18 protein-coding genes, 1 pseudogene and 1 riboswitch are annotated in these 19490 nt (G+C 41.5%); of the genes and pseudogenes, 16 read left to right on the top strand and 3 right to left on the bottom strand.

All coding sequences use genetic code 11. The annotated features are described in order from the left end of the window. Positions 1 to 3: 3 nt before the first annotated feature. The gene (trkA, locus tag SMI_RS09200; protein WP_000691695.1) at positions 4 to 1353 is read right to left on the bottom strand and encodes a Trk system potassium transporter TrkA; all 1350 of its coding nucleotides are present in this window, start codon (positions 1351 to 1353) and stop codon (positions 4 to 6) included. A gap of 187 nt (positions 1354 to 1540) precedes the next feature. On the opposite strand from trkA, the gene SMI_RS09195 reads away from it, so the two are divergent. The 14 genes and pseudogenes from SMI_RS09195 (at position 1541) to SMI_RS09130 (ending at position 15506) form a co-directional block, all read left to right on the top strand. Beyond that, positions 1541 to 2389 carry an SAM hydrolase/SAM-dependent halogenase family protein gene (locus SMI_RS09195; protein WP_001063590.1) on the top strand — a complete coding sequence of 283 codons (849 nt, stop codon included), beginning with the start codon at positions 1541 to 1543 and terminating at the stop codon, positions 2387 to 2389. Positions 2390 to 2404: 15 nt separating this feature from the next. Next, complete coding sequence (locus SMI_RS09190) at positions 2405 to 2950, top strand: ECF-type riboflavin transporter substrate-binding protein (protein WP_000795928.1); 546 nt, start codon at positions 2405 to 2407, stop codon at positions 2948 to 2950. Between the two features lie 168 nt (positions 2951 to 3118). Further along, positions 3119 to 4801, top strand: coding sequence for an ABC transporter ATP-binding protein (locus SMI_RS09185; RefSeq protein ID WP_000656559.1), 1683 nt, complete (start codon positions 3119 to 3121; stop codon positions 4799 to 4801). After that, positions 4786 to 5616, top strand: coding sequence for an energy-coupling factor transporter transmembrane component T family protein (locus SMI_RS09180; RefSeq protein ID WP_001148083.1), 831 nt, complete (start codon positions 4786 to 4788; stop codon positions 5614 to 5616). Before SMI_RS09185 ends, SMI_RS09180 begins: the two co-directional genes overlap by 16 nt. 192 nt (positions 5617 to 5808) lie before the next feature. Continuing rightward, positions 5809 to 6312, top strand: coding sequence for a tRNA (cytidine(34)-2'-O)-methyltransferase (locus tag SMI_RS09175; protein ID WP_000181384.1), 504 nt, complete (start codon positions 5809 to 5811; stop codon positions 6310 to 6312). Positions 6313 to 6371: 59 nt separating this feature from the next. After that, positions 6372 to 6606: riboswitch (FMN riboswitch) on the top strand. A gap of 163 nt (positions 6607 to 6769) precedes the next feature. Next, the gene (locus tag SMI_RS09170; RefSeq protein WP_000185820.1) at positions 6770 to 7333 is read left to right on the top strand and encodes an ECF transporter S component; all 564 of its coding nucleotides are present in this window, start codon (positions 6770 to 6772) and stop codon (positions 7331 to 7333) included. Beyond that, complete coding sequence (locus tag SMI_RS09165; protein WP_000653437.1) at positions 7323 to 7973, top strand: phosphatase PAP2 family protein; 651 nt, start codon at positions 7323 to 7325, stop codon at positions 7971 to 7973. Before SMI_RS09170 ends, SMI_RS09165 begins: the two co-directional genes overlap by 11 nt. A gap of 27 nt (positions 7974 to 8000) precedes the next feature. Next, positions 8001 to 8420 (top strand): hypothetical protein, encoded by a 420-nt coding sequence (locus SMI_RS09160; RefSeq protein WP_000868605.1) that lies wholly within the window; start codon positions 8001 to 8003, stop codon positions 8418 to 8420. Between the two features lie 4 nt (positions 8421 to 8424). After that, complete coding sequence (locus SMI_RS09155; RefSeq protein WP_164925572.1) at positions 8425 to 8874, top strand: GNAT family N-acetyltransferase; 450 nt, start codon at positions 8425 to 8427, stop codon at positions 8872 to 8874. Positions 8875 to 9144: 270 nt separating this feature from the next. Then, positions 9145 to 10191 (top strand): phenylalanine--tRNA ligase subunit alpha, encoded by a 1047-nt coding sequence (gene pheS / locus SMI_RS09150; protein ID WP_164925532.1) that lies wholly within the window; start codon positions 9145 to 9147, stop codon positions 10189 to 10191. Beyond that, a pseudogene (locus SMI_RS09145) lies at positions 10191 to 10700 on the top strand (N-acetyltransferase family protein). Before pheS ends, SMI_RS09145 begins: the two are co-directional and overlap by 1 nt. Positions 10701 to 10776: 76 nt before the next feature. Beyond that, entirely contained in the window at positions 10777 to 13182 is a 2406-nt protein-coding gene (gene pheT / locus SMI_RS09140) for a phenylalanine--tRNA ligase subunit beta (RefSeq protein ID WP_000961516.1), read from the top strand. Between the two features lie 234 nt (positions 13183 to 13416). Further along, a complete protein-coding gene (locus tag SMI_RS09135) occupies positions 13417 to 14310 on the top strand; it encodes an ABC transporter ATP-binding protein (RefSeq protein WP_000895282.1) in 894 nt (297 codons plus the stop codon). Further along, entirely contained in the window at positions 14307 to 15506 is a 1200-nt protein-coding gene (locus SMI_RS09130; protein WP_001245373.1) for an ABC transporter permease, read from the top strand. The genes SMI_RS09135 and SMI_RS09130 overlap by 4 nt, the downstream gene beginning before the upstream one ends. Positions 15507 to 15833: 327 nt before the next feature. On the opposite strand, the gene SMI_RS09125 is transcribed toward SMI_RS09130, so the two are convergent. Further along, positions 15834 to 17000: an IS30-like element ISSmi1 family transposase gene (locus tag SMI_RS09125; protein ID WP_000163003.1), complete on the bottom strand. Its 1167-nt coding sequence runs from the start codon at positions 16998 to 17000 to the stop codon at positions 15834 to 15836. Positions 17001 to 17277: 277 nt separating this feature from the next. Here SMI_RS09125 and rplM point away from each other — a divergent pair, with 277 nt between their 5' ends. Beyond that, positions 17278 to 17724: a 50S ribosomal protein L13 gene (rplM, locus tag SMI_RS09120; RefSeq protein ID WP_001044624.1), complete on the top strand. Its 447-nt coding sequence runs from the start codon at positions 17278 to 17280 to the stop codon at positions 17722 to 17724. 18 nt (positions 17725 to 17742) lie between these two features. Then, a complete protein-coding gene (rpsI, locus tag SMI_RS09115; RefSeq protein WP_000075964.1) occupies positions 17743 to 18135 on the top strand; it encodes a 30S ribosomal protein S9 in 393 nt (130 codons plus the stop codon). A 107-nt stretch (positions 18136 to 18242) separates the two neighbouring features. On the opposite strand, the gene SMI_RS09110 is transcribed toward rpsI, so the two are convergent. Next, positions 18243 to 19463 (bottom strand): site-specific integrase, encoded by a 1221-nt coding sequence (locus tag SMI_RS09110; protein ID WP_000219078.1) that lies wholly within the window; start codon positions 19461 to 19463, stop codon positions 18243 to 18245. Positions 19464 to 19490: the final 27 nt, after the last annotated feature.

Below are 19490 nucleotides of genomic sequence, written 5' to 3'. Positions count from 1 at the left end.
TTCTTACCTCGCAATCAAGTCATAAATCTTGGTGATGTTTGGCAACAAAGTTGTTACTAGGAGCTTGTCTCCAACTTCCAGCATATCCTCCCCAGTAGGGAAAATAGTTTTGCCCTTTCGAATGATGGCTGCTATAAGAACCCCTTTTTTCAGTTTGAGTTGAGAAAGAGGTTTGGCAGTCATCTTATTAGCTTCCTTGATATGGAATTGCAGGGTTTCGATTTGGCCATTGGCTAGATGGTGCATGGCTTGAAGGTCTGAATACTGAGCATTAACCCGACCACGAATAAAGTGCATGATTGTATCAACAGCGATGCTTTTAGGTGTGATGATACTTGAAAAATCAGGTGCATGGATAATCTCGAGGAGACTGGTACGATTGACCTTGGTAATATTTTTCTGTACACCTACCCTGTCAAGGAACATAGAGGTAATCAGATTTTCCTCATCGACTCCTGTTAGAGTCGCAACGGCATCATAGTTTTGAGCACTTTCTTCCAGCAGAATATCTTTTGTGGTACCATCTCCTTGAACGATGTAGAGATTTGGGAATTTCTCGCTAAAGAAGCTGGCGATTTCAGGATTGATTTCAATAACCTTGGTATCTATACGACTGTCTTTGAGGATACCTAGTAGATAATAGGCAATTCTACCAGCTCCAACAATAAGAAGACTCTTCACGGCACGAGACTTGAAATAATTATGGAAGAGCATCATGTCAACACGGTTACCAGTGACAAAGATTCTATCTTTATCCTGTACAGTCATGTCACCGCTTGGAATGATAATTTGATGATCCCTCTCTATCGCACAGACAATGACATTGCCAAATTTTTTCCGAAAATCAGAAATGGGCATTTGGCAAAGACTACTGGAGGATTTAACAGTGAATTCCATCAAGCTGACCCGTCCACCAAAGAAACGTTCGACAGATAGGGCGTTGGGGAAGTCAATGATATTCGCGATAGCGCGGGCAGCTAGGAGCTCAGGATTAACGATAAGAGAAAAACCGAGAATATTCTTTTCCTTGAAATAAGAGTTAGAATATTCAGGGTTCCGCACCCGAACGATGGTCTCTTTAGCTCCCATTTTTTTGGCTAGAACGGCTGCAATCATGTTCACTTCATCGTACTCAGTCAGGGCGATAAAGATATCACAATCTTGGACGCTGGCTTGCTCAAGAATGGCAAAATCAGCTCCGTTACCAGGGATACCAATGATATCAAAGCGACTGACAATATGATTGAGAACAGCTTCGTCTTGCTCGATCAGCAAAACATCATGCTTTTCTGCAACCAAGGAGCGACAGAGGGCAAAACCAACTTTTCCCCCTCCGACAAGGATAATTTTCATAATAAAACCTACTTTTTCATGATGTAACTATCATACCTTTTTTCAAGAAAAAATGCACCTACTTGCTAATAACAAGAGCTTTTAGTGGAATTTTGCTATAAGGTAAAACTATACCCTAACCAATTGAAATAGCTATTAGCACCTTTCTCTGAAATATGGTATGATAAAGGATATACAAGGAGATAAAATGAATAATAATTTACTGGTGTTACAATCAGACTTTGGTCTGGTTGATGGTGCGGTATCGGCTATGATTGGAGTGGCTTTAGAAGAATCTCCAACCTTAAAAATTCATCACTTGACGCACGATATCACACCTTATAATATTTTTGAGGGGAGCTATCGTCTCTTTCAGACGGTGGATTACTGGCCTGAGGGAACGACTTTTGTATCGGTTGTCGATCCAGGTGTCGGCTCGAAACGTAAGAGTGTAGTTGCCAAGACTGCAAAAAATCAATACATTGTCACTCCAGACAATGGGACTCTTTCTTTTATCAAGAAACACGTTGGTATTGTAGCTATTCGTGAGATTTCTGAAGTGGCCAATAGACGTCAAAACACAGAGCACTCTTATACTTTCCACGGTCGTGATGTCTATGCCTATACTGGTGCTAAATTAGCCAGTGGTCACATTAGTTTTGAGGAAGTGGGGCCAGAGCTCAGTGTGGATCAGATTGTGGAGCTTCCAGTCGTAGAGACCATCATTGAAGACCATTTGGTGAAGGGAGCTATTGATATTCTGGATGTGCGTTTTGGTTCGCTTTGGACCTCTATCACGCGAGAAGAATTTTACAAGCTGGAACCAGCATTTGGTGACCGTTTTGAAGTGACTATCTATCACGCTGATATGCTGGTCTATCAAAATCAGGTTGTTTATGGCAAATCATTTGCAGATGTGAGAATTGGGCAACCCATCCTTTACATCAATTCCCTCTATCGTTTAGGTCTGGCTATCAACCAAGGTTCCTTTGCCAAGGCCTATAATGTGGGTGTCGGTTCATCTTGGACCATTGAAATAAAGAAAATAGAATCATAAAATAGGAGAATATAGATGAAAAATCAATCAATTAAACAAGTTGTTGCTATCGGTGTTGGAGCTGCGCTCTTTGTTGTTATCGGGATGATCAGCATTCCGACACCTGTTCCAAATACAAGCATCCAGCTTCAGTATGCGGTACAGAGCCTCTTGTCTATCATTTTTGGCCCTCTAGTGGGATTACTTGTTGGTTTAATTGGTCATGCAGTGAAGGACTCTCTTGCTGGCTACGGTCTTTGGTGGACTTGGATTATTGCTAGCGGGCTCTTTGGTCTAGCTGTGGGGCTATTTAGAAAGTACGTTCGCGTGATTAATGGTGTCTTTGACTGGAAAGATATTCTCATTTTTAACCTCATTCAACTACTTGCAAATGCTCTGGTTTGGGGTGTCTTGGCACCACTTGGAGATGTTGTGATTTATCAAGAAGCTGCAGAAAAAGTATTTGCCCAAGGGATTGTTGCGGGAATTGCTAATGGTGTATCTGTAGCTATTGCAGGAACTCTTCTCTTGCTTGCCTATGCAGGAACTCAAACTCGTGCAGGAAGTTTGAAAAAGGACTAAAATGATGGGGAAGGCTGGGCAACCAGTCTTTTTCGATGTTTATAGATTAGTTAGGCAAGTAAGCTAGGATAGGAATCTTTTTGGCGCTAAGATTTTAAGAGAAGAGACTGCAAGAAAGGCTTGATTTATGATAAAATAGAAGTCTAAGAAGCGAATGAAGAGAGTAAGATGAAAGAAGCTATAATTGAGTGGAAGGATTTCTCTTTCCGGTATGAAACACAACAAGAACCGACCTTGCAAGGGGTGGACTTGACCATTTACAAGGGAGAGAAAGTCTTAATTGTTGGGCCATCGGGGTCAGGCAAGTCTACCTTGGGTCAGTGTTTGAATGGAATTATTCCCAATATTTACAAGGGCCAGATGTCTGGAGAATTTTTAATCAAGGGGCAAGCGGCCTTTGATATGAGCATCTATGATAAGTCTCATCTGGTTAGCACAGTTTTGCAGGATACAGATGGGCAGTTTATTGGCTTGTCTGTGGCAGAAGATTTGGCTTTTGCTCTGGAAAATGATGTGACAAATCTAGAGGAGATGAAAAGCCGTGTTCATAAATGGGCTGAAAAGCTGGACCTTCTCCCTTTACTAGCTCAGCGTCCCCAGGATTTGTCTGGTGGACAAAAGCAGCGGGTCAGTCTGGCTGGTGTCTTGATTGATGAGAGTCCGATTCTCTTGTTTGATGAGCCACTCGCCAATCTGGATCCCAAGTCAGGTCAGGATATTATCGAATTGATTGACCAGATTCATAAGGAAGAGGGGACGACGACCCTTATTATTGAGCACCGTTTGGAGGACGTTCTGCATCGCCCTGTGGATCGGATTGTCTTGATAAACAATAGTCGTATCCTCTTTAATGGTGGACCTGACCAGCTACTGGCGACTGATTTATTGACACAAAATGGAATTCGAGAACCCCTTTATCTAACCACTCTCCGTCAATTGGGTGTGGATTTAGTCAAGGAAGAACAATTAGCAGATCTGGATAACTTGTCCATCTCAAAAGGTCAGGTTCAGCTGCAGAATGAACTGGCAAAAGAAACCCCAGAATTGCAGTCACTCTTTAAATTAGAGGACGTGTCTTTTTCTTATGATGATAGACCGATTTTAAAATTCATTCATTTAGATATTAAAAAGGGTGAAAAAATTGCCATTGTCGGAAAAAATGGAGCGGGGAAATCAACTCTAGCCAAGGCCTTAAGCAGCTTTATTCAGACTGAAGGCCGCTTTCTTTGGGAAGGACAGGATATAAAAGGAGATTCTGTTGCAGAGCGGGCGGGACGAGTAGGCTATGTGCTACAAAATCCCAATCAAATGATTTCGACCAGCATGATTTTTGATGAGGTAGCTCTGGGACTTCGTTTGCGAGGTGTGGACGAGAAGGAAATTGAAACGAGAGTCTATGAAACCTTGAAAATCTGTGGTCTCTATGAATTCCGTAATTGGCCCATTTCTGCCCTGTCATTTGGTCAGAAAAAACGTGTGACTATTGCATCGATTTTGGTCTTAGGGGCTGAAATTATCCTCCTAGATGAACCGACAGCAGGTCAAGACCAGAAGAACTATACTGAGATTATGGAATTTCTCGAAGAGTTACATCAAAAAGGGCATACCATTGTCATGATTACCCATGATATGCAATTGATGCTGGATTATTCAGACCGAGCTCTTGTCATGGTGGATGGGGAATTGATTGCCGATACTGATCCAGCTAGTCTTTTGAGCAATCCTGAGCTGTTAGTAAAAGCCAATCTAAAAGAAACTTCAATCTTCAACTTGGCCAAGAAACTAGACGTGGATCCACTTGCTTTAACGGCATTTTACAAAGAAAGGAGAGAAGGATGCAAGCTAAATTAATCGGTTACCAGCATAGAGATACTGTGATTCATCGCTTGTCAGGAGCTGGGAAACTCCTCTTTTTCATTCTCGTGTCATTGGCGGCCATGATTAGCTATGATACCAGACTGCTTGTTCTGATTGCCATCTTTTCGATATTTCTCCTCTATTTGTCAGAAATCCGTTTTAAAGATGTTTCCTTTGTAGCTGTTTTTGCGACGGTATTTGCGATTTTGAATGTCTTGATGGTCTATCTCTTTTCTCCCGAGTATGGGGTTGGACTTTATGGAGAGAGAAGTGTGATTTGGCAGGGAATCGGTGCCTACACTCTGACCAGTCAAGAGCTCTTTTATCTGCTAAATTTGGCTATTAAGTACCTTTGCACCATTCCTCTGGCTATTATCTTTTTGATGACAACCCACCCTAGTCAGTTTGCTTCCAGTTTAAATCAAATTGGTGTGCCTTACAAGATTGCCTATTCAGTCAGCCTGACTTTGCGCTATATTCCAGATTTGCAGGAAGAATTCTTTACTATCAAGATGTCTCAGGAAGCGCGTGGGATGGAATTATCCAAGAAAGCTTCTCTTATGCAACGAATCAAAGGCAATCTGCGCATTATTACTCCCTTGATTTTCAGCTCGCTAGAACGCATTGATACCATCGCGACTGCCATGGAGCTTCGACGCTTTGGGAAAGAGAAAAAACGCACTTGGTATAGTTATCAGGTCTTGAAAAAAGGAGACTATCTTACTTTGCTCTTGGCAGCCTTGTTTTTAGTAGCTAGTTTACTACTTATCTTGCAGAATCAGGGACGATTTTACAACCCTTGGAAATAGCTTGAAAAAATTGAAAAAATCAAGTCGTTTCTATTGACAATGATTCTGAAAGTGTTATACTAAGAAAGTAGTTTCGCTGATTTACTTCAAACCTGTTGTGAGGTAAGTTAACGATGCCTTAACCACGCTGTTTGCTGAGCTTGACTCCGAGCAGTGTGGCTATTTTTTTGCAATGGTGAAAGGAAGCAAGTCATGACAAATCACATTGTATTATTTGAACCTCAAATTCCACAAAATACAGGCAATATCGCGCGTACTTGCGCTGCGACCAATTCTCCCCTCCACATCATCAAGCCAATGGGCTTTCCTATTGACGACCGCAAGATGAAGCGAGCTGGATTGGATTATTGGGATAAGCTAGAGATTTATTTTTACGAGAGTTTGGAGGATTTCATGTCTCAGATGAAGGGAAAACTCTATCTGATTTCGAAATTCGCGGAAAAAGTCTATTCTGATGTGGATTTATCGACTAATGAAGACCATTATTTTCTCTTTGGACGTGAAGACAAGGGCTTGCCGGAGGACTTTATGCGAGAACATCCTGAGAAGGCTCTCCGTATTCCTATGAATGATGAACATGTCCGCAGTCTCAATGTGTCTAATACCGTCTGCATGATTGTCTACGAAGCCCTTCGCCAGCAGAACTTTTCAGGTCTTGAGCTTGTTCATACCTATGAAGTGGATAAATTGAAATAAAAAATGAAAATGAAAATGAACAAAATGTTTGCGCTTGCAAGCGTTTTTTGTTATGATAAAAGAGTCTTCAGGGCAGGGTGAAATTCCCGACCGGCGGTGACTTTAACTAGGAAATGATCTTTTCCTTTTATACTTTGTTGACAAGCTTTGCCTAACCAGAAGTTATGCCTACAGCTTGTCGCCTAGTCTAAAAGAAAAGTCTCTATTTCCTTCTCTTTAAAGAAGTCCGCGAGCGCAAGCTGATGTGGTGAGATTCCACAACCGACAGTATAGTCTGGATGGGAGAAGACGAAAGAATAGCTTTGTCTGTTCTGATAGATTTATAGCTAAACTGTAACCGCTTGCTTGAATTTCCTTAATAGAGTGAGAGGAAACTTTTGGGATATAAAAAGTGAGAATAGATAGAGGAATCCTTTCTAACTTCTTCTGATTTTATAGAAAATTGGAGGAACCTGTTATGACAAACACACGTCGACTTTCGACCATTGCGATTCTATCAGCCATCTCATTTGTGCTGATGTACTTTGACTTTCCGCTTTTACCAGCGGCGTCCTTCCTCAAGATCGAATTTAGTATCTTGCCAGTCCTTGTGGGTCTGGTAGTCATGGATTTGCCTGCTGCTCTAGGAATTCTCTTGCTTCGCTCACTCTTGAAATTGCTTCTTAATAGTCAAGGAGTGAATACTTACATTGGTTTGCCGATGAATATCGTAGCTTTGGGAGTTTTTGTCATCGTATTTGCTTTGATTTGGAAAAAGGAACGGACAGCTCTTCGTTTCCTACTAGGCTCTCTAGCTGGGACTGTTGGTTTAACTGTGGCAATGTTGGTTCTCAACTATGTTTACGCTGTTCCTTTGTACGCTAAGTTTGCTAACTTTGATATTGGAAAAATTTTGGGACTTTCCAACTACCTAATGACTATGGTGTTGCCTTTTAACTTGATTGAAGGTGTAATCTTTTCTGTTTCATTCTGGTTGTTGTACGTCCTTTTGAAACCAACCTTAAAACATTATGAAAGATAAACAAACATTTTTAATGAAGGGCAGTTTTGCCCTTTTACTTTTCGTTATTCTTGGCTACATGGTCAAATTTTACCCTGAAACGCTGGTCGGTTTTGACCAACCGATTCAGACTGCCGTTCGAGGAGACTTGCCAGATTACTTGACTATTCTTTTCAGGGCCATCACACGCTTGATTGATATCCCAGTGATTATCACTTGGGTTGTCATTACAGCTTTTATCTTTTATCGTAAGCGATGGAAGATAGAAAGTTTCTTTATGCTGGGAAATCTGGCTTTGGCAGGTCTTTTAATCGTGACCTTTAAAAATATCTACCAGCGTCCACGACCATCTATTTTACACTTGGTTGAGGAGAAGGGATTTTCCTTTCCAAGCGGCCATTCTCTGGCTGTAACCTTGATGGTAGGCACTCTGATTGTCGTCCTTAGTCAACGGATGAAAGATCCAGTCTGGAGAAAAATTGTGCAAATCGTCCTTGGCCTCTACCTAGTCAGTGTGCTGGTATCAAGGGTCTATCTGGGAGTTCACTATCCATCAGATGTTCTTGCTAGTCTCTGTGTAGGCTTGGGAGTCTTGTTTATCGAGTTTCCCTTTTATGATAAGCTCCGCTTCCAATGGCGATTTACAGGTAAGCAGAAGTGAGTATCAAATTCCCTTGAGGAGAAAGAAATGAAAGTCAGTATAGCAGATCTTCATCCGACTCAACTATATTTATCAGAAAAGAAGTTGCAAGATATTCAGATGCTTTATCAGTCTGTAGAACTAAACAATGTTGATCCAATTAGTATTCTTACATTTGGAAATTGCTTGTTGATTACAGATGGGCATCATAGGGCTTATCAGGCTTTATTGGCAGGTCGGGATACGATTTCTGCTGAGTGGGATAGAGACGGCGGTGATGAACTATATCATCTCTATGCGCAAGCTTGTGAGAAAAGAAAGATTTACTCTGTTCTGGATTTAAAAAATCATATCTTACCTCAAGATGAGTATGAAGCAAAATGGTATAACTGGTGTGAGGGTTTTAATCAAGCAGCAACTCTCTTATTGAAAAGGAAAGCAGATGAAACAGACCCTACAAATAGATAATGCACTGCGTCTTGTTCCTTATTATAAGGTCAATCATTGTGAGGAAGCTTTTGCTTGGTATCAGGATGTGAACTTGGTTTACCTCGTAGATGGTGTGAAGAGACCTTACAGTCCAGCGGCCTTGGAAGCTATGTATTCCTATTTGGATCAGCATGGTGAGCTTTTTTGGATTGAAGTCAAGGACAAGGGAGAATGGTTTCCAATTGGGGATGTTACTCTATCTCAGGATAATCTCCCCATTGTGATTGGGAATCCCGCTTATCAACATCTAGGGCTTGGGAAAAAGGTTCTAAGTACTTTGATTGAATTGGCTCGAGTAAAAGGGTGGAAAGAATTGAAAGTCAAGGAAATCTATACCTACAATCATGCTTCTAGGAGGTGTTTCAAGTCGCTTGGATTTGTGGAAGATGGAGCAACGGAAAAAGGAACGAGTTTTATACTGAAATTAGTCTAATCTAACTTGTTTTTTAACTAAAAATCTGATAAACTAAGTAGTAATTGAATAGGAATCCGCAAGACTAGTAACTCAAGGGAAGTATATCAGGGAGGAGAGCCGTGACTGCAAGCTCTCTATATGAAAGCTGGGTGAATTCACTTGCGCATGGATTTAGAAATGAAGGTCTGACTTGTCAGATGAAAACGGATGGTACCGCGTGTCAACGCTCCGAGTGGAGTTTTTGGCATGTGGTTTTCTTTTTATCTACGAGCGACTGATGGAGGAATTATGTCAACTATTGAAGAACAATTAAAAGCGCTTCGCGAAGAAACGCTGGCTAGCTTGAAGCAGATTACTGCTGAAAATGAAAAAGAGATGCAAGATTTGCGTGTCTCTGTCCTTGGTAAAAAGGGTTCGCTCACTGAAATCCTCAAAGGGATGAAAGATGTCTCTGCAGAGATGCGTCCAATCATTGGGAAACACGTCAATGAAGCTCGTGATGTCTTGACAGCAGCCTTTGAAGAAACAGCTAAGCTCTTGGAAGAAAAGAAAGTCGCGGCTCAACTGGCTAGCGAGAGTATCGATGTGACGCTTCCAGGTCGTCCAGTTGCGACGGGTCACCGTCATGTCCTCACACAAACCAGTGAAGAAATCGAAGATATTTTCATTGGGATGGGTTACCAAGTCGTGGATGGTTTTGAAGTAGAGCAAGACTACTATAACTTTGAGCGTATGAACCTTCCCAAAGATCATCCGGCTCGTGATATGCAGGATACTTTCTATATCACAGAAGAGATCTTGCTCCGTACTCACACGTCTCCAGTTCAAGCGCGTGCTATGGATGCCCATGATTTTTCTAAAGGTCCTTTGAAAATGATCTCACCAGGGCGTGTCTTCCGTCGTGACACAGACGATGCGACCCACAGTCACCAGTTCCACCAAATCGAAGGCTTGGTAGTTGGGAAAAATATCTCTATGGCAGACCTTCAAGGAACCCTTCAGTTGATTGTGCAAAAAATGTTCGGTGAAGAGCGTCAAATTCGTTTGCGTCCATCTTACTTCCCATTCACAGAGCCATCGGTTGAAGTGGACGTTTCTTGCTTCAAATGTTGTAGAGCGGGATGTAATGTCTGTAAGAAGACTGGTTGGATCGAGATTATGGGTGCCGGTATGGTTCACCCACGTGTCCTTGAAATGAGTGGTATCGATGCGACTGTTTACTCTGGATTTGCCTTTGGTCTTGGGCAAGAGCGTGTAGCTATGCTCCGTTACGGAATCAACGATATTCGTGGCTTCTACCAAGGAGATATCCGCTTCTCAGAACAGTTTAAATAATGATTAGAAAAGTAGAAATGGCAGATGTTGAGGTGTTGGCTAAAATTGCCAAACAAACCTTTCGTGAAACATTTGCTTATGATAATACGGAAGAGCAGTTACAGGAATACTTTGAAGAGGCTTATAGTCTGAGAACTTTGTTAACTGAGTTGGAAAATCCTGACTCTGAAACCTATTTCATTATGCATGAAGAGGAGATAGCCGGTTTTCTCAAAGTTAACTGGGGAAGTGCCCAAACTGAGAGAGAATTAGAGGATGCTTTTGAAATTCAACGCCTCTATGTGCTACAAAAATTCCAAGGATTTGGATTCGGTAAGCAACTGTTTGAATTTGCTCTTGAACTTGCTACAAAAAATAGTTTTTCCTGGGCTTGACTAGGTGTTTGGGAACATAATACAAAAGCTCAAGCATTTTATAATCGATATGGTTTTGAAAAATTTAGCCAACATCATTTTATGGTTGGTCAAAAAGTAGATACGGATTGGTTACTGAGAAAGAAATTAAGGTAAGAAGATGATTCTTCTATTGAAATGATAGGAAAGGAAAAGAACTAGAGTGACAACTGTCATTCTGGAAAACTAAATTATGCTTGTATCTTATAAATGGTTAAAAGAATTGGTGGACATTGATGTGCCATCACAAGAGTTGGCTGAAAAAATGTCAACTACAGGGATCGAGGTAGAAGGTGTCGAATCACCGGCTGCTGGTCTCTCAAAAATTGTCGTCGGTGAGGTCTTGTCTTGCGAAGATGTGCCAGAAACTCACCTCCATGTTTGTCAGGTTAACGTTGGCGAAGAAGAAGCCCGTCAAATCGTTTGTGGTGCCCCAAATGTGCGTGCTGGTATCAAGATTATGGTGGCTCTTCCAGGAGCTCGCATCGCTGATAACTACAAAATCAAAAAAGGAAAAATCCGTGGTTTAGAGTCACTTGGAATGATCTGTTCGCTTGGCGAATTGGGAATTTCTGACTCAGTTGTACCTAAGGAATTCGCAGATGGCATCCAAATCTTGCCAGAAAATGCCGTTCCTGGGGATGAAGTCTTCTCATATCTAGACTTGGATGATGAAATCATCGAACTGTCTATCACACCAAACCGTGCAGATGCCCTTTCTATGCGTGGAGTGGCTCACGAAGTGGCAGCTATCTATGACAAGGCGGTCAATTTTAAAGAATTTAGTTTAACAGAAACGGACCAAGCTGCAGCAGATGCTCTTTCTGTGGGCATTGAGACAGACAAGGCGCCTTACTATGCAGCTCGTATCTTGGACAATGTGACTATCGCACCAAGCCCACAATGGTTGCAAAACCTTCTTATGAATGAAGGTATCCGTCCTATTAATAACGTTGTGGACGTGACAAACTACATCCTGCTTTACTTTGGTCAACCAATGCATGCTTTTGACTTGGATACCTTTGAAGGGAGTGATATCCGTGTACGTGTAGCGCGTGCTGGTGAAAAATTGGTGACTTTAGATGGTGAAGAACGTGACTTGGAAACAAATGACCTAGTCATCACTGTCGCTGACAAGCCAGTAGCCCTTGCCGGTGTTATGGGTGGTCAAGCAACAGAAATTTCTGAAAAAACTAGTCGTGTTGTCCTTGAAGCTGCTGTTTTCAATGGCAAATCTATCCGTAAGACAAGTGGTCGTCTTAACCTTCGTTCTGAGTCATCTTCTCGCTTTGAAAAAGGTATCAATGTGGCAACTGTTAACGAAGCCCTTGATGCGGCAGCTAGCATGATTGCAGAACTTGCAGGTGCGACTGTGCGTAAGGGTAGCGTTTCAGCGGGTGAGCTTGATACTTCCGATGTGGAAGTTTCTTCAACTCTTGCCGATGTTAACCGTGTCCTCGGAACTGAGCTTTCATACGCTGATGTCGAAGATGTTTTCCGTCGTCTTGGCTTTGGCCTTTCTGGAAATGCAGATAGCTTTACAGTCAGCGTCCCACGTCGTCGTTGGGATATCACAATCGAGGCAGACCTCTTTGAAGAAATCGCTCGTATCTATGGATATGACCGCTTGCCAACCAGCCTTCCAAAAGATGACGGTACAGCTGGTGAATTGACTGTGACACAAAAACTCCGCCGTCAAGTTCGTACCATTGCTGAAGGAGCAGGTTTGACAGAAATTATCACCTACGCTCTAACAACTCCTGAAAAAGCAGTTGAGTTTACGGCTCAACCAAGTAACCTTACTGAACTCATGTGGCCAATGACAGTGGACCGTTCTGTCCTCCGTCAAAATATGATCTCAGGTATCCTAGATACAGTTGCTTACAACGTGGCTCGTAAGAACAAAAACTTGGCCCTTTATGAGATTGGAAAAGTCTTTGAACAAACTGGCAATCCAAAAGAAGAACTTCCAAATGAGATCAACAGCTTTGCCTTTGCCTTGACAGGCTTGGTTGCTGAAAAAGATTTCCAAACAGCAGCAGTTCCAGTTGATTTCTTCTATGCTAAGGGAATCCTAGAAGCGCTCTTTACTCGTTTGGGACTCCAAGTAACTTATACAGCAACATCTGAAATTGCTAGTCTTCATCCAGGTCGTACAGCAGTCATTTCACTCGGTGACCAAGTTCTTGGTTTCCTTGGTCAAGTACACCCAGTTACTGCTAAGGCCTACGATATTCCAGAAACTTATGTAGCGGAGCTCAACCTTTCAGCCATCGAAGCAGCGCTTCAGCCAGCTGCTCCATTTGTGGAAATCACCAAATTCCCAGCAGTCAGCCGTGACGTGGCTCTACTCCTCAAGGCAGAAGTCACTCATCAAGAAGTTGTGGACGCGATCCAAGCTGCCGGCGTGAAACGTTTGACAGATATCAAACTCTTTGACGTCTTCTCAGGTGAAAAATTGGGACTTGGTATGAAGTCAATGGCCTATAGCTTGACCTTCCAAAATCCAGAAGACAGCTTAACGGACGAAGAAGTCGCACGCTATATGGAAAAAATCCAAGTATCACTCGAAGAAAAAGTGAATGCAGAAGTACGTTAACTCATCAATCCATCCTTCGGGGTGGATTTTTGCTTTTCAAATAACAATTCAGGATCAAAAATAGACAGTTGAGGAACAGAGAAGATAAATTGGAGTTTACCAGTGTATAATGTACTCATAACTCAAAGCACCCTAAGATTTTTTACTAAAATGAGGATGATAAAATGGACAGAAATCATTGTAAAGGCTATCAAAAAGGAGTATAATGAGTGTAAGACATTTCGGAGGTGAAAGATGCTAGAAGTAAGAAGTCTAGAGAAAAGTTTTGGACCCAAGCAAGTTTTGTTTGGTATTGACTTTCAAGCACGACCAGGTCGTATTTTGGGACTAGTCGGGAAAAATGGTGCTGGGAAGACAACGATTTTCCACAGTATTTTGAAGTTTTTAGAATACCAAGGAGAAATTAGTCTGGATGGTCAAGATATCCGTCAGGAGACCTATGCTCGGATTGGCTATTTACCTGAAGAACGCAGTCTCATGCCTAAATTGACAGTCCTTGAACAAGTTCGTTACTTGGCGACTCTAAAAGGCATGGATGCCAAGGAGGTCAAGGAAAAACTCCCTCAATGGATGAAGAGGTTGGAAGTGAAAGGGAAACTGACTGATAAAATTAAGAGTCTGTCAAAAGGAAATCAACAGAAGATTCAGCTCATCATTACTCTTATTCATGAACCAGACTTGATTATCTTGGATGAGCCTTTCAGTGGATTGGACCCAGTCAATACTGAATTGCTAAAGCAAGTCATTTTTCAAGAAAAAGAACGTGGGGCAACCATTATCTTTTCTGACCATGTCATGACCAACGTCGAGGAGCTTTGTGACGATATTCTCATGATTCGAGATGGCCGTGTGGTCTTGCATGGACCAGTTCAGGATGTCCGCAATCAATACGGGAAAACGCGTCTCTTTGTTTCAAGTGAACGAAGCAAGGAAGAATTGGAAAACCTTCCTCATGTCAAGCAGGTGAGCTTGACCAAACAAGGCAGTTGGAAATTGATCTTGGAGGATGAGAGTGCTGGAAGGGAACTCTTCCCAATCTTGACTCAGGGGCAATATATCGCAACCTTTGACCAGCAAGCGCCAACAATCGATGAAATCTTTAAACTAGAATCAGGGGTGGAAGTATGAGAAATATGTGGGTTGTAATCAAGGAAACCTATCTTCGACATGTCAAATCGTGGAGTTTCTTCTTTATGGTGATTTCGCCGTTCCTCTTTTTAGGAATCTCTGTAGGAATTGCCTATCTCCAAGGCTCTTCAATGGCTCAAAGTGGTAAGATAGCAGTGATTAGCACGGTTCCAGCTGTGACAGAAGGTCTCAAATCTACCAATGGTCTCAATTTTGACTACAAGGATGAAGCAAGTGTTCAAGCTGCTATCAAGGATGAAAAATTAAAAGGCTATCTGACCATCGACCAAGAGGACAGCCTCCTCAAGGCCGTCTATCATGGTGAAACTTCTCTTGAGAGTGCTATTAAGCTAGGAGTAACGAGCAAGTTAAATGAGCTTCAAGATCAACTCAATCGTTCGGCAGCCAATTTGTCACAAGAACAGGAAAAACGCTTGGAACAAACAGTTAACTTTACGGAGAAAATTGATGAATCCAAGGAAAATAAAAAAATGATTCAAACCTTTGCGGCCGCAGGGCTTGGTTTATTCCTTTATATGATTTTGATTACCTATGCTAGTGTCACTGCTCAGGAAGTGGCTAGCGAGAAAGGAACCAAAATTATGGAGGTGGTCTTCTCTAGTATCCAAGCTAGTCATTATTTCTACGCTCGCATGCTGGCTCTGCTTCTTGTGATTTTGACCCATATTGGCATTTACGTCGTGGGTGGACTTGCTGCCATTCTTCTCTTTAAAGACCTACCAATCTTGGCACAATCTGGTATTTTAAACCATATAGGAGAGGCTTTCTCGCTCAACACCTTATTGTTTGTCTTGGTTAGCCTCTTTATGTACGTTGTTTTAGCAGCCTTCCTAGGATCTATGGTTTCTCGTCCTGAGGACTCAGGGAAAGCCCTGTCGCCTTTGATGATTTTGATTATGGGTGGTTTTTTTGGAGTGACAGCTCTAGGTGCAGCTGGTGACAATCTCATCTTGAAGATTGGTTCTTATATTCCCTTTATTTCGACCTTCTTTATGCCATTTAGAACCATTAATGGCTATGCAGGGGGAGCAGAAACATGGATTTCACTTGCTATTACAGTGATTTTTGCAGTGGTAGCAACAGGATTTATCGGACGTATGTATGCTAGTCTCGTTCTGCAAACAGATGATTTAGGCCCTTGGAAAACCTTTAAACGTGCCTTATCTTATAAATAGAAGAGCCTCGCGAAAGCGAGGTTTTTTAGAGATAAAAAGAGTGGAATTCAGAAAAATAGGTAACTTCTAAAACTAACTTCCAGTTTCCCACAACCTAGCTTTTAGTATGAGAAAAACGCGTGAAATCAGTGGAAATCCGTCTTAGACTAACTTCCACTGGTTTTCTTTTTCTTGATATATAAGGGTTCAAAAGCGAAAAGACTCAGAAAAAAGTGCACGACAAATAGCCCTAAAACAGAGTCGTCTTAGAGTAAATTCCAGTTGCTAGCGTTTAGTGTGAGACTTTTCGATGGTGATAAGATGTGTAGTTAGAGGGGAAAATTCCCTTTATTTCAATAAATCAGGTGATAAGTGTGTGTCTTCTGGTTTGACAAATTGGCAACCCAGAAGAGCAGCGATGTCCTCGCCAAAGGTGAAGGTGAAGACGTCGTAAGCAGATTTTCCTTGAAACTCTTCTCGTTTCAAGGAATTGACATGGGAAATGACTAGATTGACGTCTTTCTGAGTCAGCTGGTCAAAGGAAGTGCCCTTGGGAAGAATGGCTCGCAAAACCGTATGGTTCTTCTCAATCCGCCCCTTCTGGTCAGGACGGCTAGGGTCGCAGAAGTAGAGGTGAGACTTCCCATCAATGTCTCGCTCAAGCTCCTCCACATAGGCGAACTCAGATCCGTTGTCTGTGAGAATGACAGGGAACAGCTGATGGAACGCATACCCTCCGTCCATGACTCTTTCTTTCAAAGCTGCGAATTTAGTGGCGACTTCCAGAGCAGTCTTGTTGTCCAAAAGCAAGGCGAAGAGGAAATTACAGAAGGAAACGTTGAAGGTGAGCAGTAGCTTTCCACCAGGTCTGCCGATGACCGTGTCCATTTCCAACCATTTGAAGAAATCATCAGTTTCTCGTAACTCTTGGAAATCTTGATAGGTCCGCCCAATTTTCAGCTCTTTGGGAATAGCTACTTTTCTGGATTTTCTGCGTTCCTTGAACGTGACCATCCGAGGGAAATCAATGGGCTTGGCTGTCAGATAGCCCAGCTTGGCATGCCGATACACCGTAGCTTTCGACACAGGTAGGTTATGTGTCTGAATGATATGGTAGATGCTTTGTTTCTTCTGGATGCCTAGGGTTAAGATCTTGTCCATCTGATAAAAACTTTCCTTGTTTAGGGGAATGCCCTGTCTGGATTCCCTCAACATAGTCTCGTACTGCTCCTGTGCCTTTTTCGCGTAGTAAAGATAGCGGTTAAACCCACAATCCGTCCTCTTTTTTGGACAGTTGTTACAGACATAAGGAGCTTTTTTGAGAAGAGGGCAATCCGTGCAATCAGATTTGACGGATGTTGGATGCATGATGCGATTGCGCTTGATTTCCTTTGAAATCGTTGACGGGTCTTTCCCCATCTTCTCAGCGATGGAACGGAAAGTCTCCTGTTGGCTGATTCCAGTTTGGATGTCAATACGGTCTTCTAGAGTGAGATGTTTTTGTTTTTTCGTCATGAGGTACCTCCTCACGAAAAGTCTCAGACTTAATTCTAGCATAATTCATCGTCTGAGACTAACTTCCAGTTTTGGGAGAGAGATGGAAGTTACTTTGAGAAGTTACGATTCAGAAAAATATTTTTCATATCTATTGACTTTTAGGGGTGAAATTTGGTATTATAGTAGGCGGTATTGTTTACCCCATTTGAAAGGCCCCGGAACCTTCCAAATACTTTTCGATGGGAAGGAACACCCATCACCGTAAACAAAAATCGAACTATATATAGGAGAAATCATGAACAAAACAACATTTATGGCTAAACCAGGCCAAGTTGAACGTAAATGGTACGTAGTTGACGCAACTGATGTACCACTTGGACGTCTTTCTGCAGTAGTTGCTAGCGTACTTCGCGGAAAAAACAAACCAACATTTACACCACACACTGATACAGGTGACTTTGTGATTGTTATCAATGCTGAAAAAGTTAAATTGACTGGTAAAAAAGCAACTGATAAAATCTACTACACTCACTCAAACCACCCAGGTGGATTGAAACAAATCTCTGCAGGTGAACTTCGTTCTAAAAATGCAGTACGTTTGATTGAGAAATCAGTTAAAGGTATGCTTCCACACAATACTCTTGGACGCGCTCAAGGTATGAAGTTGAAAGTATTTGTTGGAGCTGAGCACACTCACGCTGCACAACAACCAGAAGTTCTTGATATTTCAGGACTTATCTAAGGAAAGGAACAATAAAGTATGTCACAAGCACAATATGCAGGTACTGGACGTCGTAAAAACGCTGTTGCACGCGTTCGCCTTGTTCCAGGAACTGGTAAAATCACTGTTAACAAAAAAGATGTTGAAGAGTACATCCCACACGCTGACCTTCGTCTTGTAATCAACCAACCATTCGCAGTTACTTCAACTGCAGGTTCATACGACGTTTTCGTTAACGTTGTAGGTGGTGGATACGCTGGTCAATCAGGAGCTATCCGTCACGGTATCGCTCGTGCCCTTCTTCAAGTAGACCCAGACTTCCGCGATTCATTGAAACGCGCAGGACTTCTTACACGTGACTCACGTAAAGTTGAACGTAAGAAACCAGGTCTTAAGAAAGCTCGTAAAGCATCACAATTTAGTAAACGTTAATCAATCCGATTATATCAACGTTTCAAAGCACTCAAAGGTTTGCCCTATGGGTGCTTTTTTCTGTACTTTCTACAAAAATTTGCCCTAAAATTTGCCCTAAAATTACCCTACTTGTTTTTAAGATGTTGGTAGGCAACTTGTCCAGCAGATAAAGGAACTATGTTTGAAGCATTAACATAAGTTTTAGTTGTAATTGTATCGCTATGAGTTAATGCTTCAGAAATGGCTTCTAAGCTCATTCCTGCCTTTTTAGCAAGTGTCGCTCCTGTATGTCGTAATTTATGAGGTGTAGCGTGTTTTAACTTTGGGTGTCGTCTTTTTACGGAGTTCATTTTGTTATTGAGATAATCAACGTGTAGAGGGCTATTTACATTACCTTTCGTATCTATATAGGTAAAGACTAGTTGATCGGATGTTTGCATTATACCAAATTTCGCTAACTCATATTTCTGTTGTTTTTTCCATTCTGAAAGAAGTGATACAAGGTAACTAGGAATTGAAAAAATCGTTTTCTTATTTCCTTTTGTTGACTTCACATTTTTATATTTGTCAAGTGCATGCCTTAAGTCAATTTGAGCATTTGCCAAGTCTATGTTTTTCCAATGTAGAGCATAGGATTCTGATTTTCTATCGCTCAAAATAAAGGTTGTAAAGAATAGGACATAATCTTTTAGTGATAATTTATCGTTCTCCAAATCTTCTCTAAAAGCATCAAACCAATCTTGTAATTCTTCACTAGATAGATACAAGTCTTCCTCATTTTTGGAGTCTTGGAGTTTTAGCTTTTTGGTAGCTTTAATTCGCTTAATTGTCTTGGATAATCTATTTGATTCTATGTACTCTAATTCCTCAGCCCAATCGAAAATTGAGTTTACATAGCTTCGAATAACCTTGAAATTAGCATACTCTTCAGCTTTCGCAGTCATTAAGTTTAGTACGACTTGCTTATTCTGGTTCAGAAAATTGATTGAATAATTACCGAACATTGGTAAGATATGCTTTCTAAAAACAGTTTCAGTATTATCAATAGTAACCTGTGTTGGAGGCTTAGTTGTCGAAGTTGTTTGACCAGCTTTGTATGAATCCCACCAAATATTATTAAAGAACTCAGAGAAAAGAATATCACTAGTTTTAGGGAGTAGGATATCCTCTCCATTTTCAAGTTGATGTATCTTTGTTAGAATTTCTAATTCAGCTTCTTTAGCCTCCTTTCTTGTTTTATAGCGTTTAACAAAGTGATTTCCTTTAATCCCCATTTTAGGTCGGATTTCTTTAGGTATATACACTTTAAGATTGTAAGTGTTACTACTTGTTTTTGTAACTGTCATGATGTTCTCCTTTTACGAGTCAGGATA

It is taken from the genome of Streptococcus mitis B6, assembly GCF_000027165.1.
Classification (GTDB): Bacteria; Bacillota; Bacilli; order Lactobacillales; family Streptococcaceae; genus Streptococcus; species Streptococcus mitis_AR.
Note: the sequence above shows the minus strand (reverse complement) of the source record. Positions and strands in the feature narration are given on the sequence as shown.

What these genes read in the sequence shown, in the direction of transcription:
- SMI_RS09125 (WP_000163003.1), bottom strand. Translation starts at nt 17,000, where the DNA reads ATGACGAAAAAACAAAAACATCTCACTCTAGAAGACCGTATTGACATC.
- SMI_RS09160 (WP_000868605.1), top strand. Translation starts at nt 8,001, where the DNA reads ATGAAAGTCAGTATAGCAGATCTTCATCCGACTCAACTATATTTATCA.
- SMI_RS09195 (WP_001063590.1), top strand. Translation starts at nt 1,541, where the DNA reads ATGAATAATAATTTACTGGTGTTACAATCAGACTTTGGTCTGGTTGAT.
- SMI_RS09185 (WP_000656559.1), top strand. Translation starts at nt 3,119, where the DNA reads ATGAAAGAAGCTATAATTGAGTGGAAGGATTTCTCTTTCCGGTATGAA.
- SMI_RS09175 (WP_000181384.1), top strand. Translation starts at nt 5,809, where the DNA reads ATGACAAATCACATTGTATTATTTGAACCTCAAATTCCACAAAATACA.
- SMI_RS09170 (WP_000185820.1), top strand. Translation starts at nt 6,770, where the DNA reads ATGACAAACACACGTCGACTTTCGACCATTGCGATTCTATCAGCCATC.
- pheS (WP_164925532.1), top strand. Translation starts at nt 9,145, where the DNA reads ATGTCAACTATTGAAGAACAATTAAAAGCGCTTCGCGAAGAAACGCTG.
- rplM (WP_001044624.1), top strand. Translation starts at nt 17,278, where the DNA reads ATGAACAAAACAACATTTATGGCTAAACCAGGCCAAGTTGAACGTAAA.
- trkA (WP_000691695.1), bottom strand. Translation starts at nt 1,353, where the DNA reads ATGAAAATTATCCTTGTCGGAGGGGGAAAAGTTGGTTTTGCCCTCTGT.
- SMI_RS09190 (WP_000795928.1), top strand. Translation starts at nt 2,405, where the DNA reads ATGAAAAATCAATCAATTAAACAAGTTGTTGCTATCGGTGTTGGAGCT.
- pheT (WP_000961516.1), top strand. Translation starts at nt 10,777, where the DNA reads ATGCTTGTATCTTATAAATGGTTAAAAGAATTGGTGGACATTGATGTG.
- SMI_RS09165 (WP_000653437.1), top strand. Translation starts at nt 7,323, where the DNA reads ATGAAAGATAAACAAACATTTTTAATGAAGGGCAGTTTTGCCCTTTTA.
- SMI_RS09135 (WP_000895282.1), top strand. Translation starts at nt 13,417, where the DNA reads ATGCTAGAAGTAAGAAGTCTAGAGAAAAGTTTTGGACCCAAGCAAGTT.
- SMI_RS09180 (WP_001148083.1), top strand. Translation starts at nt 4,786, where the DNA reads ATGCAAGCTAAATTAATCGGTTACCAGCATAGAGATACTGTGATTCAT.
- SMI_RS09130 (WP_001245373.1), top strand. Translation starts at nt 14,307, where the DNA reads ATGAGAAATATGTGGGTTGTAATCAAGGAAACCTATCTTCGACATGTC.
- SMI_RS09110 (WP_000219078.1), bottom strand. Translation starts at nt 19,463, where the DNA reads ATGACAGTTACAAAAACAAGTAGTAACACTTACAATCTTAAAGTGTAT.
- rpsI (WP_000075964.1), top strand. Translation starts at nt 17,743, where the DNA reads ATGTCACAAGCACAATATGCAGGTACTGGACGTCGTAAAAACGCTGTT.